A 17,855-nucleotide genomic window follows, 5' to 3' on the forward strand; every position below is an offset into this window, starting at 1 on the left:
GGCCGGGCGGGGCCCCGGAAGAGCCCCTTAGGCCACGGCGCGCTCGCTCCACCTGACCTCGTACGGCCTCAGCTGCACCTGTCTGCCGTCCACGACGGTGCTCACGGCCACGTTCGCGGTGTTGACCATCACGAGCTGGCGCTCCTGGGCCAGGACGCGCACCCTGGGGTCGGAGGAGGCGACCGTCTGCAGCGTGACCCCGAGCGGGAACCACTTGGCGAAGCCGCTCAGGACGCCCGCCATGGGCAGCTCGGCGCCGGTGTCGGGATCCCAGAGGCAGCCCCGGCAGGGCTCGTCGTCACCGGCGGACTTGAGCTGGGGGTTCCAGTAGAGCGAGGTGGTGACGCCGCTGGTGGCGAACTCCATCATCGCGGCCGTCTGGACGGCGATCCGGCGTTCCTCGGTCCAGTCCCTGCTGGCGGGCTCGACGTACCACTCGGCCCACCAGACCGGCAGGCCGCCGCTCTTCTGCCGCAGCCAGGTGCTGAGGGCGCCGAACTTGCCGAGAGCGGTGAACTCGTCGGGGTAGGCCCCGGCCTCCTTGGTGACCGAGGCGCCGTCCACCACGATGAAGTCGGCGCCCTTCTTGTTCTGGATCCAGTACTGGATCGCCTCCAGGTCGCGCTGGTCGATGCTGCCCCAGGGGCCCTGCAGCTCCGCTCCTGCGGGGCGGGTGCTGCTGCTGCCCACCGACACGTACGGGCCGCCGACCTGGATGTCCTCGTCGACGGCCTTGAGCGCCGTGTAGACCTTGTTGTAGAAGTCGGTGTAGCCCTCGATGTCCCATCGGTTCTGGGCCGGGTTCCAGAAACCCTTCAGCTCGTTCCACACCATGAAGTGCTTGACCGTGGGGTAGCGCCTGGCCACGGTCGCGGCGAGCTCGGCGTAGTCGTCGAAGTGCTCGCGCAGCGGCGCGGTCTCCAGCTGCGACCAGTCGGTCCGGCCGGTGGTGCCGCCCTTCATCCAGTCGGGCGAGCAGCAGAGCGTGATGATCGGAAGGGCCTTGGAGTCGGCCATGAACATGATGCGGCGGTCCAGGTCGCGGAAGTCGTTCTTGCCCGGCGCGGGTTCGGGGTTCCCTGCGCCCCAGCCCATGATGTGCTGGTTCTGCAGGAACGGCACCCGGCTGAGGACGTGCGAGGCCGCCTCGGCGACCTTGCGGCTCGCGTTGTCGGCGCTGAACTGCGTATGGGTGATGCCCCAGCGCGGCCACCGCTCGACGGTGGGGGGCTGCTCCAGCGTCGGGGCCGCCTGCGACGGGGGGATGGTCATCTTCTGCCCGCGGGGGACGTCGGGCCTGGCCGCCAGGGTGATGATGCTCACCACGAGCACCACCGTCACGACCAACGCCCCCAGTGCGACCGGCCAGGCCGGGCGCCGTCGCTGGTGCCGTCCGCTAGTCGGTATCACCGGTTCCTCGATCCTCGCAGGTCAACGAATGTAGCGTTCCACGGTGGCGGCGGTCGTGACGGCCCCCGGGACCGGTTCACAGGTAAGCGTTACCGACCGCCTCACCAGCGTATCGAGAGCCGCTTGCGCGACGCTTGAAACTTCTACCGTAGGTGCCCGCCGCCCCTGGATTCGCCGGTCGGCGCCGTACCGGTGATCGAACGGGCGCCGGGCGCGCGGGTCAGCCCTCCAGGACCCGCAGGGCCCGGTCGAGGAGGGTGGGGACGGCGGCGCCGATGTTCTCGAAGCCCTCGCCGACGGTCTTGCCCTGCCTGAACCTGGCGTGGATGCCCTCCACGATGACGGCGAGCTTGTAGTTGCCGAAGGCGACGTAGAAGTCCAGGTCGGTCAGGTCAGCCCCGGAGACCCGGGCGTAGTGGGCGGCGAACTCGCGGGCGGTGAGGAAGCCCGGGGCCACGGTGACGTCCCCCGCGACCGGGATCGAGGCCCGTTCCTCGTCACCGGGGTCGTGCCAGTAGGTCAGGGTGAGGCCGAGATCGGCCAGCGGGTCGCCGAGGGTGGACATCTCCCAGTCGACGACGGCGAGGATCTCCGGATCCGGCGAGAGCCGTACGAGCGTGTTGTCGAGCCGGTAGTCGCCGTGCACCAGCGTCGAGGCCGAGCGCGCGGGCAGCCGCTCGCGCAGCCGGGCCACCAGGCGGTCGCACGCGGGCGACTCGGCGGTCCTCGACCGCTCCCACTGCTGCCCCCAGCGCTCCAGCTGGCGGGCCATGTACCCCTCTGGCCGGCCGAAGTCGGCCAGGCCGGCCCGCTCGTGGTCGACCGCGTGGATCGCGGCGAGCACCTCGGCCAGCCGCTCCGACAGCCTCCGGGTCTGCCCGGGACCGAGGTCCCGGACGTCCTGGCGGCTCCGTACGGCCGCGCCGTCCACGTACGCCATCAGGTAGAACGGCGCGCCGATCACGTCGGGGTCGGCGCAGAAGGCGACCGGCTCGGGCACCGGGACGCCGGTCGGCGCGAGCGCCGAGATCACCCGCCACTCCCGCCTCATGTCGTGGGCGGTCGGCAGCACGTGTCCCAGCGGGGGGCGGCGGAGCACCAGGCGTCGGGCGGGGGTCTCGACGACGTACGTCAGGTTCGACCTGCCCCCGGCGATCAGGGAGATCCCGGCCGGCTCCCCGAGGTCGGGGAGGTTGGCCGCCATCCACCCGACGAGACGGGACCGGTCGATGCCAGGGGTGCTCATGGCCATCAATTAGAACGCCACTCGGGCGAGCCGCGCCAGCCGGGCCCGCACAATGAGATCCCGAACCGTTGCCTTCCCCCGGGTCTTCACCATGCGGCGCGTCCTTTATCGTTACATTACGCGCCTACCCGCATGCTTGGGCTTGCGGCATCCTTCTCAGGATGACGTAGGGGAACCCGCACACCCCAGTAGGAGCTCATGCGCGTTTCAATCGTTCAGCCCCGTGATCTCGGACCGGCCGACATCGACCGGTGGCGGACTCTGCAGGGGGCCGACCCGGCCTTCGACAGCCCGTTCCTGTCGCCCGAGTTCACCGTCACCGTCGGCGCCCTGCAGGAGCGCGTCCGGGTGGCGATCCTGCACGACGGGCCGGACACGGTGGGGTTCTTCCCCTTCGAACGTCATCCGCTGGGCATCGGCATGCCGGTGGCCGCGGGCCTGACCGACGCACAAGGGCTGATCCACTCCAAGGACGTGGAGATCGACCCGCAAATGCTGATCAAGGCGTGCGGCCTGGCCGTCTTCGAGTTCGACCATCTGATCGCCGGTCAGCCGCTGCTGCTGCCCGGACACGAGCGGCACCCCTCGCCCATCATCGACCTGCGCGACGGCTTCGAGGCGTACGTCGAGACGATCAAGGTGCGCTCCGGCAAGACGTACCGCTCGACGGCCTACAAGAGCCGCAAGCTCCAGCGCGACGTCGGCCCGCTCCGGCACGACTACGCCGTCACCGACCTGGCGCCGCTGCGCACCCTGCTCGGCTGGAAGACCGAGCAGTACCGCCGCACCGGCCGCAGCGACCGGTTCGCCAAGCCCTGGATCGTGGAGCTGGTCGAGCGGCTGCTCGCCACCGACACCGAGCACTTCGGCGGGGTCCTGGACATGCTGTACGTGGACGGGAAGCCGGTCGCCGGGCACTTCGGGCTGCGCACCGCCACCACGCTCGCCGGCTGGTTCCCCGCCTACGACACCGCGTTCGCGAAGTACTCCCCCGGTCTGATCCACCACCTGGCCATGGCCGAGAAGGCGGCCGGGGCCGGTATCCGGGTCATCGACATGGGCCGCGGCGAGAAGGAGTACAAAGAAAAGCTCAAGAACGGCGAGTACGAGGTCGCCGAGGGCCGTGTCGCCCGGATGAGCGCCGGTGCCGGGGTGCACTGGATGCTCCGGGTGCCGGTGCGCAAGGCGCGCGGCACGGTCCTGGCGAACCCGCTGCTGCGCACGACCGCCGACCGCGCCCTGAAGACCTACGGCAGGCTCCGGACGTCGCTGCAGTCCTGACGACCCTCATCGCGGGGTGGGAACGTTCCCACGCGGTCCCGCGAGCTCCGTGGGCTCCGTGGGCTCCGTGGGCCTCGCGGGACCGGCAAGGCCCGGCAGGCCCGGAGGCTCCGCGAGTCTCACGGGCTCCGCGTGCCCGGTGCCTCTCGCGAGCTCCGCGAGCTCCGCGACCAGTGACAGGCCCCGCCGGATCTCCGCCGGGGACTCCGCGCCGTAACCGATGACCAGGCCGTGCCGCAGCGGCGGCCCGTGGTAGTGGCGTTCCAGCGAGTCCAGCAGCACGCCGTGGGCGGCGGCGGCCTCGACCAGGGGGGCGACCACGTGCTCCGGCAGCTCCACCAGGACGTGCAGGCCCGCGGTCTCTCCGGTCACCCCCGGTCCGAGGACGTCGACGACCGTGGCGCGGCGGCGCGCGTACTCCAGCCGCATCCGGCGCAGGTGACGGTTCAGGTCCCCCCGCTCCAGCAGGATCGTCACCGCCTGCTGGGCCGGTCCGCTGGTCCGGTCGGCCAGGTCGTCCCGGGTGACGGCGACGGCCTCGACCAGCTCCGGTGAGGCGACCAGCCAGCCGACGCCGATGTCGGGGGTCAGCGCCTTGCTCAGGCTGCCCAGCAGCACCACCCGCCCGGGGTCGAGGCCGTACAGGGCGGGCAGCGGGGCGACGTCGTAGCGGAACTCGGCGTCGTAGTCGTCCTCCACCACGATCGCGCCGGTACGGCGGGCCCAGGCCAGCAACCGCTCCCGGCGCGCGACGGGCAGGCGTCCGCCGAGCGGGTACTGGTGGGCCGGGGTGGTGTAGAGCAGGCGCAGGTCGTCCGGGAGGGCCTCCACGATGACGCCGTCGTCGTCGACCGGGCAGGGCACCACCCGCGCGCCGCGTCCGGCGAAGGCGTTCCTGGCGACGCGGTAGCCGGGTTCCTCGACACCGGCGCGGTCACCGGGCCGCAGCAGGGTGGCCGCGATCAGGTCGAGCCCGTTCCCGGTGCCCCGGGTGACCATGACGCCCGACGGCCCGACCGGGATGGCCCTGGTCCTACGGAGGTGCTCGGCCAGGGCCTCGCGGAGCCGGGGCAGGCCGCGCTGGTCGGGGTCGATCGCCGGGGGCAGGTCGGCCGCGCCGCGCCAGGCCCGGCGCCAGGCGGCCCTGTCGTAGTCGTGGACCCACGGCATGCCGGGACGCAGGTCGATCACGCGTCCCTCGCCCGTCCGGGGCGCGGCCTGCCGCCGCACGGGCCTGGCGGCGCGCCCGCTCCCGGAGGGCGGCGCCGCCTCTCCGGCACCCCGGGGGCCGCCGGGACGATCCCCCGCCGGGGCCGGGGACGGGAGCACTCCCGGGGACACCGGGGACACCGGCGCCGCGGGCACGATCACGTCGGCCACATAGGTGCCGGAGCCGTGCCGGCCGTCGAGCCAGCCCTCGGCGTAGAGCTGCTGGTAGGCCTCGGTGACGACGGTGCGGCTGACCCCGAGCTGACGGGCGAGGGCGCGGCTGGAGGGCAGGCGCTCCCCCGAGACGAGGGCGCCCCCGCGCATGGCGTCCCTGAGGCTGTCGCCCAGCTGGACGGCGAGCGGCCTGCCGGCCTCGCGGTCCAGGGTGACGGGCAGGTCGACGGCGGGGCGCGGCAAAGTGGTCTCCTGTAAGCGCGTGAGAGTGGACGTGTCGTCCATGTCCACTTCTTCCTAGGGTAGTGCCATGCTCTCTACGACTCCCCGCACCACCCTCGGCCGCGCCAAGGACAGGGGCCGCACCTGTCGCGAGGACCTGTACGCGGTGCTCGACGCCGGGCTGGTCTGCCACCTGGGCGTCGTGGCCGGAGGCGTCCCGATGGTCGTCCCCACCGGCTACGGCCGGATCGGCGACACCCTCTACCTGCACGGTTCGACCGGCGCCACCTCGCTGCGGGCGGAGGGGGAGGTCTGCGTGACCGTGACCCACCTGGACGGCATCGTGCTGGCCCGCTCGTCCTTCCACCACTCGATGAACTACCGCTGCGCCATGGTCTACGGCCGTCCCCGCCGGGTGAAGGACGCCGAGGAGCGGCTGGCCGCGCTGCGGGCGATCACCGAGCAGCTCGCCCCGGGCCGCTGGGACGCCACCCGCAAGCCGACCCCCAAGGAGCTCGCCGCGACCGCGGTGCTGGCCCTGTCGCTCTCCGAGGCGTCGGTCAAGGTGCGCCAGGGCCCGCCGCTGGACGACGAGGAGGACTACGCGCTGCCGGTCTGGGCCGGGGTCCTCCCGCTCCACCAGTCCTGGGGGACACCGGAACCCGACCCGGCGATGACGGCCGACCTGCCCGTCCCCGACCACGTGGCGTCCCGAACCATACCCGTTCGGTAAGGGACGACGGCCAACCGGCCCCGTGCGTCACGCGTCTCCCATCTGCGAGGGCCGCATCCGGCCCCGCGGACCATGGAGGCGTCATGACGGCCAGCGGCTGGACACCGCCCGGCTACACCGAGCTGAGCGAGCTCGGCGCCGGCGGCGGCGGGCGGGTGGTCCTCGCCCGCCACGACGAGTCGGGCACCCGGGTGGCCGTGAAGTACCTTTCCGAGCGCCTCCGGGAGGAGCCGGGCTTCCTGGCGGGCTTCCGCGAGGAGGCCAGGCTGCTGGTGGAGCTGGGCGACGAGAACGTGGCCCGGCTGTACGAGTACGTGGAGACGCCCCTCGGGGCCGCCATCGTCATGGAGGCCGTGGACGGCGCCTGCCTGCGCGCGATCCTGCGCGAGCACGGCTCGACCGGGCCCGAGGCGGCGCTGGCCGTGCTCAAGGGCTCGCTCCTGGGGCTGGCCGCGGCGCACGGGGCCGGGCTGGTGCACCGCGACTACAAGCCGGAGAACGTGCTCGTCCGGCGCGACGGGGTCAGCAAGCTCGTCGACTTCGGCATCGCGGTGCGGGCGGGGCGGGGCGCCCCGGCGGCGGGCACCCCGCCGTACATGGCGCCCGAGCAGTGGACGGGCGGGCCGGCCTCCCCCGCCTCGGACGTCTACGCCGCCACGGCCGTCTTCTTCGAGTGCCTGACCGGTCACCCCCCCTACCGGGCCGGTGAGCGGGTGGTGCTGATGCACCGGCACCTGACCGCGCCGATCCCGGTGGACGAGGTGCCCGAGCAGGTCAGGGAGCTGGTCGCCAGGGGCATGGCCAAGGATCCCCGGGACCGGCCGGCCGGTGCCCGGGAGTTCGTCGCCGAGCTGGAGCGCGTCGCGACCGCCGGCTACGGCGAGGAGTGGGAGGAGCGCGGCCGGTCCCGGCTGGCCGCGCTGGCGCTGCTGTTCCCGGCGCTGCTCGGGGCGGACCCTCCGGCGCCGTCGGCCGGGACCACGCTGTTCCGTACCGTGCTGGACTCGCTCCGGCGCAGGCCCGCCGGTGCGGCGGCGGGCGCCGCCGTCCTGGCGCTGGTGGTGGGCGGCGCCGGGGTGTACGCGCTGGCCTCCGACCGTCCGGCCCGGTCCCGCCAGGCGGCCGCGCCGGCCGCGGCCCCTCCCGCGTCGTCCTCCCCGCTCGCGCGCGGCCGCCTGCTCCCGACGCCGTCCACCGCGGGGCCCTCCGGCGGGCCGGGATCACCCTCGGCCCCCGCGTCCCCGGCCACGCCCTCGGCGGGTCCCCTCGGTCCCACCGGGGCCACCACCTCGGCGGGGCCGCTCCCCTCCTCCGCGCCGCCCTCGCCCGGCGCCCCCACCGGGAAGACCGGCACCCCGGCCCCGACGGGCGGGGCGACCACCTCGCCGCCCGCCTCGGCGACCCCCTCCCCGGCTCCCTCGCGGACGCCCGCGCCGACCTCCCCCGCGCCCTCCCCCTCTGCACCGCCGACGGCCACGCCGACCCCGACGACCCCGGGGTCGTCCCGGGCTCGGGTACGCCGGGTGCAGATCCTGCGGGCGGGCGTCGACGCGCGGGGCGCGGCGTCGATCTCCGTCTCGGTACGGGCCGCGAACACCCGCGCGGTGCGGCTGCGCGTGGTCTTCCGCGCGGGCCGGGCCGTGCGGAGGACCGTCGTGCCGCTGTCCGCGGCGACGGACTACACCCCCGCCGTCGCGTTCGCCTTCCCGAGGTCGGTGTGCGGGACCGCCTGGAGCGCGGTGGCGACCGGCCTGCCCTCGGGCGTAACGAGCACCGCGAGCGGCACCGTGCCCGCCTGCGCCGGGCCGGCGCGCAGGCCGAGACCGGCCCCGGTCACCTCCCCCGCCCCCGGGCCCGTCCCGGAACCGGCGGCCGGCCGCACGACCCGTGCCGTCCCCGGGGCCGTGCTCACCCCCGCCGCGCGCCCGGCCGTGGAGTCGCGGTCCACCTCGCGGCCGCGCGCCACCGGCGACGCGAGGCCCGGCCCCGTGATCTCGGTCGTCTCCCCAGCGAGGACGGGGTCCGCGGGCTCCACCGGCTGATCGCCGGGCACCGCGGCCATGAGAGTGATTCGTGAATAAGGCGTGGAAGATGTTTATATGTGGCTAAGCTGCGGTCCGTCTGTTGTGGGTGGGGGGCCCGACGACTGAGGAGACCAGTTATGTACGGCACGCCATCGGCATGGCGAGTCCCGGGGTATACCGAGATCCGCGAGCTGGGGGCCGGTGCCACCGGGCGCGTGGTGATGGCGCGTCACGACGCCGACGGCGTCATGGTGGCCATCAAGTACCTTTCCGAGGAGCTCAGGAGCGACGTCGGTTTCGTGGCGCGCTTCCGGCACGAGGCCCGGGTGCTCAACACGCTGACCAGCCCGCACTCGGTCCGGCTCTACGACTACGTCGAGACCGGCGAGGGCGCCGCCATCGTCATGGAGCTGGTCGACGGGGTCGCCCTGCGGGCGCTGCTGCGCTCGGAGGGGCCGACCGGCCCGGAGGCGGCGCTGGTCGTCCTCAAGGGCTCGCTCCTGGGGCTGGCCGCCGCGCACTCCGCGCGGGTGGTGCACCGCGACTTCAAGCCCGAGAACGTGATGGTGGAGGCCGACGGGGCGAGCAAGCTCGTCGACTTCGGCATCGCGGTCCGCTCGGGCGACGACGACCTCCCGGCCGGGACGCCGCCGTACATGGCGCCCGAGCAGTGGATGGGCGGGCCCGCGGGGCCCGCCACCGACGTCTACGCGGCCACCGTGGTGTTCTTCGAGTGCCTCACCGGCACCCGGCCCTACCGGGCCACGAACATCGCCGCGCTGGCCCGCCAGCACCAGACCGCGCCCCCTCCGATCGAGGAGGTGCCCGCGGGCCTGCGCGGCCTGGTCGAGCGCGGCCTGGCCAAGCACCCCGCCGACCGGCCGCCGACCGCCGCCGCCTTCCTGACCGAGCTGGAGGCCGTGGCCGCCGAGTCGTACGGGCCGGACTGGCAGGAGCGCGGACGGCACCGCCTGGCCGCGATGGCCGGGCTGCTGGCGGCGCTGTTCCCGCTGGACGCGCCGCCACCTCCGGGCGCCGACTCCTCGCTGGCCATGACCGAGCTCGGCGACGGCGACCACGACCGCGACTACGACGACGCCGACCGTTCGGAGGGGTCCTCCTCGATCCGCAGGCTGGGCGTGAAGATCCTCGTCGGGGTCGGCTGCGTGGCGGTGATCGGCGGGCTGGCCACGTTCCTGGTGCGCTCGGGCGACCCCACCGAGGTCAAGTCGCAGAGTTCCGTCACGACGCAGAGCCCGTCCCCGGCCGAGACGGTCGTTCCCGCGGAGGAGACCGAGGAACCGGTCGAGGAGCCTCCGGCCGAGGACACGGCCGATCCGACGCCGTCCCCGAGCACCACCTCCACCGCGGCCCTGCCGCCGGTCGCCGAACCGGCCACCACTACCGGCCCGTCGGCGACGCGCACCGCCCGCCCGACCACCCGGCCCACCACCCGCCCGACCAGGCGGGCGACCACCCGCCCGACCGCCGCGCCCGCCCCGGAGGAGGAGCCCACGCCGGAGGAGGACGCCACCCTGGGCGACCCCGGTCCGGGCACGCCGACGACCAGGCAGCCGTCCGCCACGCCGGACTCTCCGCGCCCGACGAACTCCCCGACCCGGACACAGCCGACGAGCACCCCCACCGAGACCGGCGGCTCCAGTCCCGACCCCACCACGACGACCACCCCCACCGGAGGCGTCGGGCTCACCTCCTCGCCCTCGCCGCTCGAGACGGCGCCTGCGGCGTTCCTCGCGCTGGGCCTGGTGACGAGCGGCGCCGTACCGTTCACACTGGTGGTCGGGCGTGGCATGGCGGGACGGCACCGGAGACGCCGGTAGGCGGGAGATCGAGCACGACCATGAGCCGAGCATGAGCACCGGACCGGGAGACCTCGGCGGCTTCCGGCTGACCGGTCGTAGCCGGGCCGACGACCTCGGGGTCTGGTCGTCGGTCGTCTCGGCCGACGGGAGGCCGGGGAGCGCGCTCAGGTTCGACCCGCGGTCGGTCGCCGACCCCGCGGCGCGTGAGCGGCTGGTCGCGGCCGTGGTCGCCGACCGCAGGCTCGCGCAGGGCGGCCCGAACGGCCTGGTCCCGGTCGCCGACCTGCTCATGGCCCGGGGCGAGGTGTGGCTGATCACGTCCCTGCCGGTCGTGCCGACGCTGGGCGACCTGTTGTCCGGCGTGCCGGGGGCACCGGCCCCCGACGCGGGCAGCGCGGCCACCGTGCTGGTGGAGACGGCGCAGGCGCTGCTGGCCCTGCACGCCGCCGGTCTGGCCCACGGCGAGTTCCACCCGGGCACCGTGGTGATCGCCTCGGACGGGTCGGCGCTGCTCGCGAAGCGGGGTCTGGCCGACGCGCTGTCCGGCAGGCCGTCCCTGCCGGAGCGGGACGTGGCGGCCTGGGCGTCGCTCGCCCGCGGGCTGGCCGCCGGCTGGGCCTCGGACGATCCGGAGGGGGCCCGGCTGCTGGAGCGGGTGGCGGCCAGGGCCTCCGCCCGCGGGCTCGCCCCCGCCCGCGACGCCCTGGTCGCCGGACGTGAGGTGCTGCCGCCCGGGTTCGCCACCCGCGACCGGCTCGTACAGGCCCTGCACCGCTGGTCGGCGCTGGAGGCCGGGCGCCCGGCCTCCGGGCGGGCGGATCCCGGGCATCGGTCACCGGGGCATCCGGCGACCGGCCAGCCGGTACCGGGATACCCGGCGCCCGAGTATCCGGTGTCCGTACCGGACGAGGGGGAGATCGTCACCCTGCTGCGCGTCCCGGGCGAGGCGGAGCGGCACGGCCCGCCGTCCCCGGAACGGCCGCCCGGCGCGGAGCGGAGCGAGGACGTGGTCATGCGGTTCGGCCCGGGGGTGCCCTCGGAGACCACGGCCGCCCAGCTCTGGCGGGCCGGCCGGGACCTCCAGCAGACCCAGCCCCCCGCCGAGAGGCTCAGGGCCGTCGCGGCCCCTCGCGAACGGCGGCGTCGCGGCCGTACGGTCCTCGCCTCGGTGATCCTCGCGCTGATGGTCGTGGCGGCGCTGGCGCTCTGGCTGTTCCGTGGCCCGGCGACGCCGCTGGAGGTGACGGGGGTCAGCGTCAGCGCCCCGGAGGGGACGCAGGGATGCGACGCCAAGATCCGTATCGTCGGCGTCCTGACCACCAACGGCTCGGCGGGAGAGGTCCGCTACCAGTGGAAACGCAGCGACCGCAAGAAGCCGATCGTGCAGAGCGACCGGCTCGCGGCCGGGACGACCTCGCACGAGGTGGTCCTGGACTGGACGGTCAAGGGCGAGGGGGACTTCCGGGGAACCGCCACCCTGCTGCTGCTCTCCCCCACCCCCGCGACCGGGAAGATCCAGGACAGGGCCAGTTTCACCTATGAATGTTGACGGGGGACCGCAAGGTCCACAATGCAGCACAAAGCCGTTCTTACTACTCTGGCGGCCATGACCACGCAGATCCCATCCGGCTGGTATCCCGATCCCTACGGCTCGCCGCTGCTGCGGTGGTGGGACGGTAGCCAGTGGACCGACGCCACCCATCAGGCGGACGCCTCCGCCGGGCAGGACGGTCCCCAGGGGCCGCAGACGGGCCCCTCCCCCCAGCAGCATCACACCGGCCCCGGGCGGACCGGGCCGTTCTCCGGGCAGGGAGGGCCGGGAGGCCCCGCCGGACCGGGAGCCACCGGCCCGGGATCCGCGATGCCGGGACCGGGCGGTCAGGGTCCCGGCGGTCAGGGACCCGGTGGGCCGGGCGGTCAGGGACCCGCGCTGCCGGGACAGGGCGGCACCGGACCGGGACCCGTCTGGGCGGGACCGGGCGGACCCGGTGGGCCGAACGGACCTGGTGGGCCGGGGGGAACCGGTCCCGGGCCGGTCTGGGCGGGACCGGGCGGACCCGGAGCGCCGGGAGCTCCGGGGGCGCCGTACGGGACGGGTCCCGCCGGGCAGGCCGGGCCCGGGGGACCGTGGGACCGGCAGCCCGTCCAGCACCAGGCGCAGGGCGGCCCCCAGGGACCGGCGTGGGGCGGCCCGCCCAACGGCACCGCGCAGATGCCCCTGCCGCCCTTCGGGACCTACCCGGCGGGGCCGCCTCCGCGCAAGCGCGGCCCGCTCCCGTGGATCCTGGGCGGTGGCGGCGTGCTGGTCCTCGTCGTCGTGCTGGTGGTCGCCGCGATGTACCTGCTCGACCCGTCCAACAGGAACGTGGCGAGCCCGTCCGTCCCCCCGTACACGCCGCCCCCTTCGGCGACGCGGGAGCCCTCCCCCGAACCCAGCCTGGAGCCGAGCCCGGACCCGTCGGCCTCGCGGGGTGCCGCGCTGCCCGAGCCCGTGGACGGGCGCGTCACGGATCCGGTGACCGGCCTGTCGTACGAGGTGCCGGAGGGTCCCTGGAAGGTGCCGCCGAACGTCGGCGGCGGGCTCGGGTTCACCTGGACCAGCGCGGTCGTGGCCGTCGCCCAGGAGAACTACAACGGCCAGGGCGGTGACTGGCTCGGCAACGTCATGACCGCCGAGCTCCCCTCGCCGTACGGCTACCAGGGGCCCGCCAGCATGCGCTCGACCGCCGCGACGCTGCTGCAGATCATCGAACCGGCCTTCTACACGCCCCCGCACACCCGGAAGATCATCGAGGACAAGGCGATCAAGGTGGACGGCAGGGACGCCTGGTTGCTGGAGTTCGACCTCGACTTCTCCGACGAGGCCGAGGCCAACGACTGGAAGTGGAAGAGCGAGCGGGCCGCGTTCGTCATCGTCGACCGGGGCCAGAACGAGCGCCCGGCGCTGGTCTACATCTCCGTACCGGACAATCTCGACACCTCGGTGGTCGACAAGGTGATCAAGTCGTTCAGGATGTCGTGAGAGTGGGGACTACCCTGAGGGCTATGAGTGACCTGCTGGTCTGGATCGACTGTGAGATGACCGGGCTCGACCTCGGCCGGGACGCGCTCGTCGAGGTGGCCTGCGTGGTCACCGACGGTGAGCTCAACCGGCTCGACGAGGGGGTGGACGTGGTCATCAAGCCGCCGCCCGAGTCCCTGGAGCAGATGTCGGACGTGGTGCGCGAGATGCACACCGCGTCCGGCCTGCTGGAGGCGCTGGGGAGCGGGGTCACGCTGGCCGAGGCCGAGTCCCTGGTGCTCGACTACATCAAGGGCCACGTCCGGGAGCCGAAGAAGGCCCCGCTGTGCGGGAACTCCATCTCCACGGACCGCTCCTTCCTGTCCCGGGACATGCCGGCGGTGGACGCGTTCCTGCACTACCGGATGATCGACGTCTCGTCGGTGAAGGAGCTGGCCCGGCGCTGGTACCCGCGGGTCTACTTCGCCTCGCCCGAGAAGCAGGGCGGCCATCGGGCGCTCGCGGACATCGTCGAGAGCATCCGGGAGTTGCGCTACTACCGCGCGGCGGTCTTCGTACCCCAGCCGGGCCCGGATTCCGCCGCCGCGCGGCGGCTGGCCGAGGACGTGTCCACCGGCGACTCCTGAGCGGTTCACGCGAAACCCGGTACGAAACGACTCCCAAAGACCGCTACACTTTTCATGTGCTGCCACGGCGGCGATGGTGGGCGTAGCTCAGTTGGCAGAGCGCTAGGTTGTGGTCCTAGATGCCGGGGGTTCAAGTCCCCTCGCTCACCCCACGAGAACGGCCGGTCCCCAGGGACCGGCCGTTCCGCATTTCCCGGTCCTCACTTACCCCCTAAAAATGGATATTACGGGTTATGCTCGCTGCTATCGCTACGCCGTAAGAACCGGGGGTTTCGGCGACCTGACCGTGTTTGCAGCCACGGAGGCCGGATGAGAGTCGACGACGCCCCGTTCGACGCAGGACCCAGCGTCGCGGCGGGTTTGAGCAGGCGTGAGGCCGAGGTCATGGAACTGATCGCGACGGGCCGCTCCAACGGGCAGATCGCGCAGCACCTGTTCCTCAGTGAGAAGACCGTGAAGAACCATGTGAACCGCATCTACGCCAAACTCGGCGCCGACTCGCGGGGGGCCGCGATCGACATGTGGCGGGAGAGGACCCCCTGCCCGGCCGACGCCCTCCGGGAGGGGGAGGCCTAGGCCGGCAGCCGGCAACGGGAGCTCTCCAGGGCGTGGGCGATGGCGGACGTGCCCTCCCCCAGTTCCTCGGAGGTGATCGAGAGCGCGGGCCGCAGCCGTACCGAACGTTCACCGCAGGGCAGCACCAGCACGCCCTCCTCGTTCCTGAGCCTGGCCACCAGCAGGTCGCGCTCGGCGGCGTCCGGCAGGTCGAAGGCGCACATCAGGCCGCGCCCGCGGGCGTTCTCCACCAGGCCGGGAAAGCGCGCCTGGATCTCCCGCAGCGTGCCGAGCAGCTCGGCGCCGAGCCTGCCCGCCCGCGGGATCAGGCCGTCGCGTTCGATGATCTCCAGGATCCTGCGGGAGCGGACCATGTCGACCAGCCCGCCGCCCCAGGTGGAGTTGATCCTGCCGCTGGTCTCGAACACGTTGCCGGGCACCGTGTCCACCCTGCGGCCCGCCATGATCCCGCCCACCTGGATCTTCTTGGCGAAGGCCACCACGTCGGGCCGCAGTCCCAGCTGCTGGTACGCCCACGGGGTGCCGGTGGTCCCGCCACCGGTCTGCACCTCGTCCAGGACGAACAGGGCGTCGTGCTCGTGGCAGAGCCGTTCCATGGCCAGCAGGAACTCCGGCCGCATGTGGTTGTCGCCCCCCTCGCCCTGGACGGGTTCGGCGATGAAGCAGGCGATGTCGTGGGGATGGCGCTCGAAGGCCGCCCGCGCCGCGGCCAGCGACCTCTCCTCGGCCGCCTCGACGTCGCCGAGGTGGACGGCGGGCACCGCGATCCTGGGCCAGTCGAACGCCGGGAAGCGGTCGGTCTTGACCGGGTCGGTGTTGGTCAGCGAGAGCGTGTAGCCGCTGCGCCCGTGGAAGGCCCGGGTGAGATGGAGCACCCGGGTGCCGAGCTCCCGGCCGAGCCCCCGCGACTCGTTCAGGCGGCTCTTCCAGTCGAAGGCGCACTTCAACGCGTTCTCCACGGCCAGGGCGCCGCCCTCCACGAAGAACAGGTGCGGCAGGTCGGGGTCGCCGAGGACGCGGGCGAAGGTGTCGGCGAAGTCCGCGAGGTGGGCGGTGTACAGGTCGGAGTTGGCGGGCTTGTTGGCCGCGACCCTGCCGAGGAGCGCCAGGAACTCCGGATCGTCGTCGAACGGGTTCACCCCGAGCGGGGCGGAGGCGAAGAAGCTGTAGAAGTCCAGATAGCTCCGGCCGGTACGGGCGTCCACGAGCCGGGCTCCCCGGCTCCGGTCCAGATCCAGCACCAGCCGGTAGCCGTCCACGAGCAGATGACGGGCCAGACGGTCGTGCACGTCCATGTCCCCTCCAGGGCCACCGGAAAGACGATCCCCCGCTTCAGTGACATGTACCCGGAAACATTACGTACTCGAACCGCATCCGGCGAAGATTCTCCCGGACCTGTCGGCGGGGCGCGCGGTGTCCGGATGGCGCCCCGGCGGCAGGCGTCCCGGCGGTGGGCATCCCGGCGGTGGGCATCCCGGCAGTAGGTGTCCCTACGGCAGGTGTCCCGACGGCAGGTGTCCCGGCGGCACGAGCTCCGGCGGTACGCCCTTCGGCGCCCGGTCGCGGGTCCGCCGGTGACCGTTCTCTTCCCGGCCCTCTTCCCCGGCGAGACCATCACCCGGCCAAATTCCGATATTTCGTATCAAGACGGACGGCCGTCGCTCGTAGGACACGCCCCCCGGGGGTCACACCGCCGCGTAGACGACCAGCGAGACGCCCGCGTACTGGACCAGGTAGGCGGCGACGGTGAAGGCGTGGAAGACCTCGTGGAAGCCGAACCAGCGCGGGGAGGGGTCGGGGCGGCGCATGCCGTACACGATGCCGCCCGCCGTGTAGAGCACCCCGCCGACGAAGATCAGGGCGACCGCGACGACCCCGGCCCCCTCCAGGAGCTGGGGGAGCACGAACACGGCCGTCCAGCCGAGGCCGATGTAGAGCGCGGTCGAGAGCCAGCGGGGGGCGCCGGTCCACAGCACGCGGAAGAGCACCCCCGCGATCGCGCCCGTCCAGACCACGCCGAGCACCACCGCGGCGGCGGGACCGTCCAGGGCGAGCAGCGCGAACGGCGTGTAGGTGCCCGCGATGATCAGGTAGATGTTGGCGTGGTCGAGACGGCGCAGCACCTCCTCCAGCCGCGGGGAGAGCGTGCCCCGGTGGTAGGTCGCCGAGATGCCGAAGAGCAGCCCGGAGGTGATCGCGTAGATCGCGGCGGCGAGCCGGGCCTGCAGGGTGGGTCCCAGCGCGACGAGGACGAAGCCCGCGACGAGCGCCACGGGCAGCGCCCCGGCGTGCAGCCAGCCGCGCAGGCGAGGCTTGACGGACTCGGCGGGAGCGAGCCTTTCCGTGATGGTGGCCATGAACCTACGCTAGCGTAAGTTACGTGATCGTAGGTTGTGATCCTTCCTACACCGGCTCCCGTGCCGGCAGGCCCGGCCTCACCGTCACCGTTCACTCCCGGGCGAGCATACGGTTTCCTGCGTGGCCTCCCCCGGGCTCCCCGGGAAGGGCCGGCGCACACCAGGACGAGAGGAACGGGCCGATGACCGGACGGGAAGCGCGCGCGCCGATGCCGGGACGGTACCCGGTGACGTTCGGCGAGGTCGACCTGCTGCAGGACCTCGACCGGTCCTCCGGCTGGGTGATCTCCAAGGACGGCGTGCCGCAGTCCTACGTCGACCTGGACGACCCCGTCTACCTCGACTTCGAGTACGTCCGGCTGATGGCCCACGTGATCGACCTGCTGGACGAGGGGCCGCTGGACGTCGTGCACGTCGGCGGCTGCGCCTGCACGCTGCCCCGCTACGTCGCGGCGACCCGGCCGGGGTCCCGGCAGATCGTCGCCGAGCCCGACGCCGGGCTCGTCCAGCTCGTCCGGGACCACCTCAGGCTCAAGTCGGTGCCCCGGCTGAAGGTCAGGATCCTCGACGGCCGTACCGCCACCGCCGGTCTTGAGGACGACTTCGCCGACCTGCTCGTGCTGGACGCCTTCAGCGGTGCCACGATGCCGATCGAGCTGGCCACCTCCGAGTACATGCGGGACGTCGCCCGCGTCCTGCGCCCGGCCGGCACCGTGCTGATCAACGTCGCCGACGGCAAGGGGCTGGCCTTCACCCGCCGGGTGCTGGCCACCGTCCGCGACGCGTTCCCGCAGGTGGTGCTGCTCGCCGAGCCCGGCGTGCTGCGCGGGCGCCGCTTCGGCAACCTCATCGTCGCCGCCTCCCGCGTGCCGCTGCCCGTGTCCGGCCTGACCCGCAGGGCCGCGGGCGGCCTCACCCAGGCCCGCTGCGTGGACGGCGAGGACGTCGTCCGGTTCATCGCCGGAGCCAGGCCGCTGAACGACGGCGACGCCGTCCTCATCCCCGTCCCCCCGCCCGCGGTCTTCGGCTGACGGAACGGCCCGCCGCGGGGAACGACTCGGCCGGAGGGACACGGCCACACCCGATTTCCGGGGTACGTACGGTGAACCGGACCATGGCGACCAACGGGCCGTTCGCCCAGGTGGTCCCCCT

At 73.4% G+C, this 17,855-nt stretch carries 14 protein-coding genes and 1 tRNA gene; 10 read left to right on the top strand and 5 right to left on the bottom strand.

Going from position 1 to position 17,855, the window contains the following annotated elements:
* Positions 1–27 precede the first annotated feature (27 nt).
* On the bottom strand, positions 28–1,410 hold the full coding sequence (locus ACIBCT_RS05310) for a xylan 1,4-beta-xylosidase (RefSeq protein ID WP_399186147.1): 1,383 nt from the start codon (positions 1,408–1,410) through the stop codon (positions 28–30).
* A 220-nt stretch (positions 1,411–1,630) separates the two neighbouring features.
* Complete coding sequence (locus ACIBCT_RS05315; RefSeq protein ID WP_399186148.1) at positions 1,631–2,656, bottom strand: phosphotransferase family protein; 1,026 nt, start codon at positions 2,654–2,656, stop codon at positions 1,631–1,633.
* A gap of 198 nt (positions 2,657–2,854) precedes the next feature.
* On the opposite strand from ACIBCT_RS05315, the gene ACIBCT_RS05320 reads away from it, so the two are divergent.
* Complete coding sequence (locus ACIBCT_RS05320; RefSeq protein ID WP_399186149.1) at positions 2,855–3,937, top strand: GNAT family N-acetyltransferase; 1,083 nt, start codon at positions 2,855–2,857, stop codon at positions 3,935–3,937.
* Between the two features lie 6 nt (positions 3,938–3,943).
* Here ACIBCT_RS05320 and ACIBCT_RS05325 read toward each other — a convergent pair whose 3' ends face one another.
* Positions 3,944–5,563 carry a PLP-dependent aminotransferase family protein gene (locus tag ACIBCT_RS05325; protein ID WP_399186150.1) on the bottom strand — a complete coding sequence of 540 codons (1,620 nt, stop codon included), beginning with the start codon at positions 5,561–5,563 and terminating at the stop codon, positions 3,944–3,946.
* A gap of 67 nt (positions 5,564–5,630) precedes the next feature.
* Between ACIBCT_RS05325 and ACIBCT_RS05330 the strand changes: the two genes are divergently transcribed.
* From ACIBCT_RS05330 to ACIBCT_RS05365, 8 genes are all read left to right on the top strand, one after another.
* Positions 5,631–6,275, top strand: a complete 645-nt coding sequence (locus ACIBCT_RS05330; RefSeq protein WP_399186151.1) for a pyridoxamine 5'-phosphate oxidase family protein — start codon at positions 5,631–5,633, stop codon at positions 6,273–6,275.
* 83 nt (positions 6,276–6,358) lie between these two features.
* Positions 6,359–8,317: a protein kinase gene (locus tag ACIBCT_RS05335; RefSeq protein ID WP_399186152.1), complete on the top strand. Its 1,959-nt coding sequence runs from the start codon at positions 6,359–6,361 to the stop codon at positions 8,315–8,317.
* 119 nt (positions 8,318–8,436) lie between these two features.
* A complete protein-coding gene (locus ACIBCT_RS05340) occupies positions 8,437–10,140 on the top strand; it encodes a serine/threonine-protein kinase (protein WP_399186153.1) in 1,704 nt (567 codons plus the stop codon).
* Between the two features lie 31 nt (positions 10,141–10,171).
* Complete coding sequence (locus ACIBCT_RS05345; RefSeq protein WP_399186154.1) at positions 10,172–11,671, top strand: hypothetical protein; 1,500 nt, start codon at positions 10,172–10,174, stop codon at positions 11,669–11,671.
* Positions 11,672–11,728: 57 nt separating this feature from the next.
* Entirely contained in the window at positions 11,729–13,144 is a 1,416-nt protein-coding gene (locus ACIBCT_RS05350; protein WP_399186155.1) for a DUF2510 domain-containing protein, read from the top strand.
* 23 nt (positions 13,145–13,167) lie between these two features.
* On the top strand, positions 13,168–13,770 hold the full coding sequence (gene orn, locus ACIBCT_RS05355; protein ID WP_399186156.1) for an oligoribonuclease: 603 nt from the start codon (positions 13,168–13,170) through the stop codon (positions 13,768–13,770).
* A gap of 76 nt (positions 13,771–13,846) precedes the next feature.
* Positions 13,847–13,922: transfer RNA gene (locus ACIBCT_RS05360), tRNA-His, on the top strand.
* A 157-nt stretch (positions 13,923–14,079) separates the two neighbouring features.
* Positions 14,080–14,346 carry a helix-turn-helix transcriptional regulator gene (locus tag ACIBCT_RS05365; RefSeq protein ID WP_344895094.1) on the top strand — a complete coding sequence of 89 codons (267 nt, stop codon included), beginning with the start codon at positions 14,080–14,082 and terminating at the stop codon, positions 14,344–14,346.
* Here the strand turns inward: ACIBCT_RS05365 and lat are convergent.
* Positions 14,343–15,641: an L-lysine 6-transaminase gene (gene lat / locus ACIBCT_RS05370; RefSeq protein WP_399186157.1), complete on the bottom strand. Its 1,299-nt coding sequence runs from the start codon at positions 15,639–15,641 to the stop codon at positions 14,343–14,345. The genes ACIBCT_RS05365 and lat overlap by 4 nt on opposite strands.
* A gap of 390 nt (positions 15,642–16,031) precedes the next feature.
* On the bottom strand, positions 16,032–16,703 hold the full coding sequence (locus ACIBCT_RS05375) for a hemolysin III family protein (protein WP_399186158.1): 672 nt from the start codon (positions 16,701–16,703) through the stop codon (positions 16,032–16,034).
* Between the two features lie 182 nt (positions 16,704–16,885).
* Here ACIBCT_RS05375 and ACIBCT_RS05380 point away from each other — a divergent pair, with 182 nt between their 5' ends.
* Positions 16,886–17,734: a spermidine synthase gene (locus ACIBCT_RS05380; RefSeq protein WP_399186159.1), complete on the top strand. Its 849-nt coding sequence runs from the start codon at positions 16,886–16,888 to the stop codon at positions 17,732–17,734.
* Positions 17,735–17,855: the final 121 nt, after the last annotated feature.

The sequence above is a fragment of the Streptosporangium sp. NPDC050855 genome (genome assembly GCF_044456585.1).
In the GTDB taxonomy this organism is placed as follows: Bacteria; Actinomycetota; Actinomycetes; order Streptosporangiales; family Streptosporangiaceae; genus Streptosporangium; species Streptosporangium longisporum.

What these genes read in the sequence shown, in the direction of transcription:
- ACIBCT_RS05315 (WP_399186148.1), bottom strand. Translation starts at nt 2,656, where the DNA reads ATGAGCACCCCTGGCATCGACCGGTCCCGTCTCGTCGGGTGGATGGCG.
- ACIBCT_RS05320 (WP_399186149.1), top strand. Translation starts at nt 2,855, where the DNA reads ATGCGCGTTTCAATCGTTCAGCCCCGTGATCTCGGACCGGCCGACATC.
- ACIBCT_RS05330 (WP_399186151.1), top strand. Translation starts at nt 5,631, where the DNA reads ATGCTCTCTACGACTCCCCGCACCACCCTCGGCCGCGCCAAGGACAGG.
- ACIBCT_RS05335 (WP_399186152.1), top strand. Translation starts at nt 6,359, where the DNA reads ATGACGGCCAGCGGCTGGACACCGCCCGGCTACACCGAGCTGAGCGAG.
- ACIBCT_RS05340 (WP_399186153.1), top strand. Translation starts at nt 8,437, where the DNA reads ATGTACGGCACGCCATCGGCATGGCGAGTCCCGGGGTATACCGAGATC.
- ACIBCT_RS05345 (WP_399186154.1), top strand. Translation starts at nt 10,172, where the DNA reads ATGAGCACCGGACCGGGAGACCTCGGCGGCTTCCGGCTGACCGGTCGT.
- ACIBCT_RS05350 (WP_399186155.1), top strand. Translation starts at nt 11,729, where the DNA reads ATGACCACGCAGATCCCATCCGGCTGGTATCCCGATCCCTACGGCTCG.
- orn (WP_399186156.1), top strand. Translation starts at nt 13,168, where the DNA reads ATGAGTGACCTGCTGGTCTGGATCGACTGTGAGATGACCGGGCTCGAC.
- ACIBCT_RS05365 (WP_344895094.1), top strand. Translation starts at nt 14,080, where the DNA reads ATGAGAGTCGACGACGCCCCGTTCGACGCAGGACCCAGCGTCGCGGCG.
- lat (WP_399186157.1), bottom strand. Translation starts at nt 15,641, where the DNA reads ATGGACGTGCACGACCGTCTGGCCCGTCATCTGCTCGTGGACGGCTAC.
- ACIBCT_RS05375 (WP_399186158.1), bottom strand. Translation starts at nt 16,703, where the DNA reads ATGGCCACCATCACGGAAAGGCTCGCTCCCGCCGAGTCCGTCAAGCCT.
- ACIBCT_RS05380 (WP_399186159.1), top strand. Translation starts at nt 16,886, where the DNA reads ATGACCGGACGGGAAGCGCGCGCGCCGATGCCGGGACGGTACCCGGTG.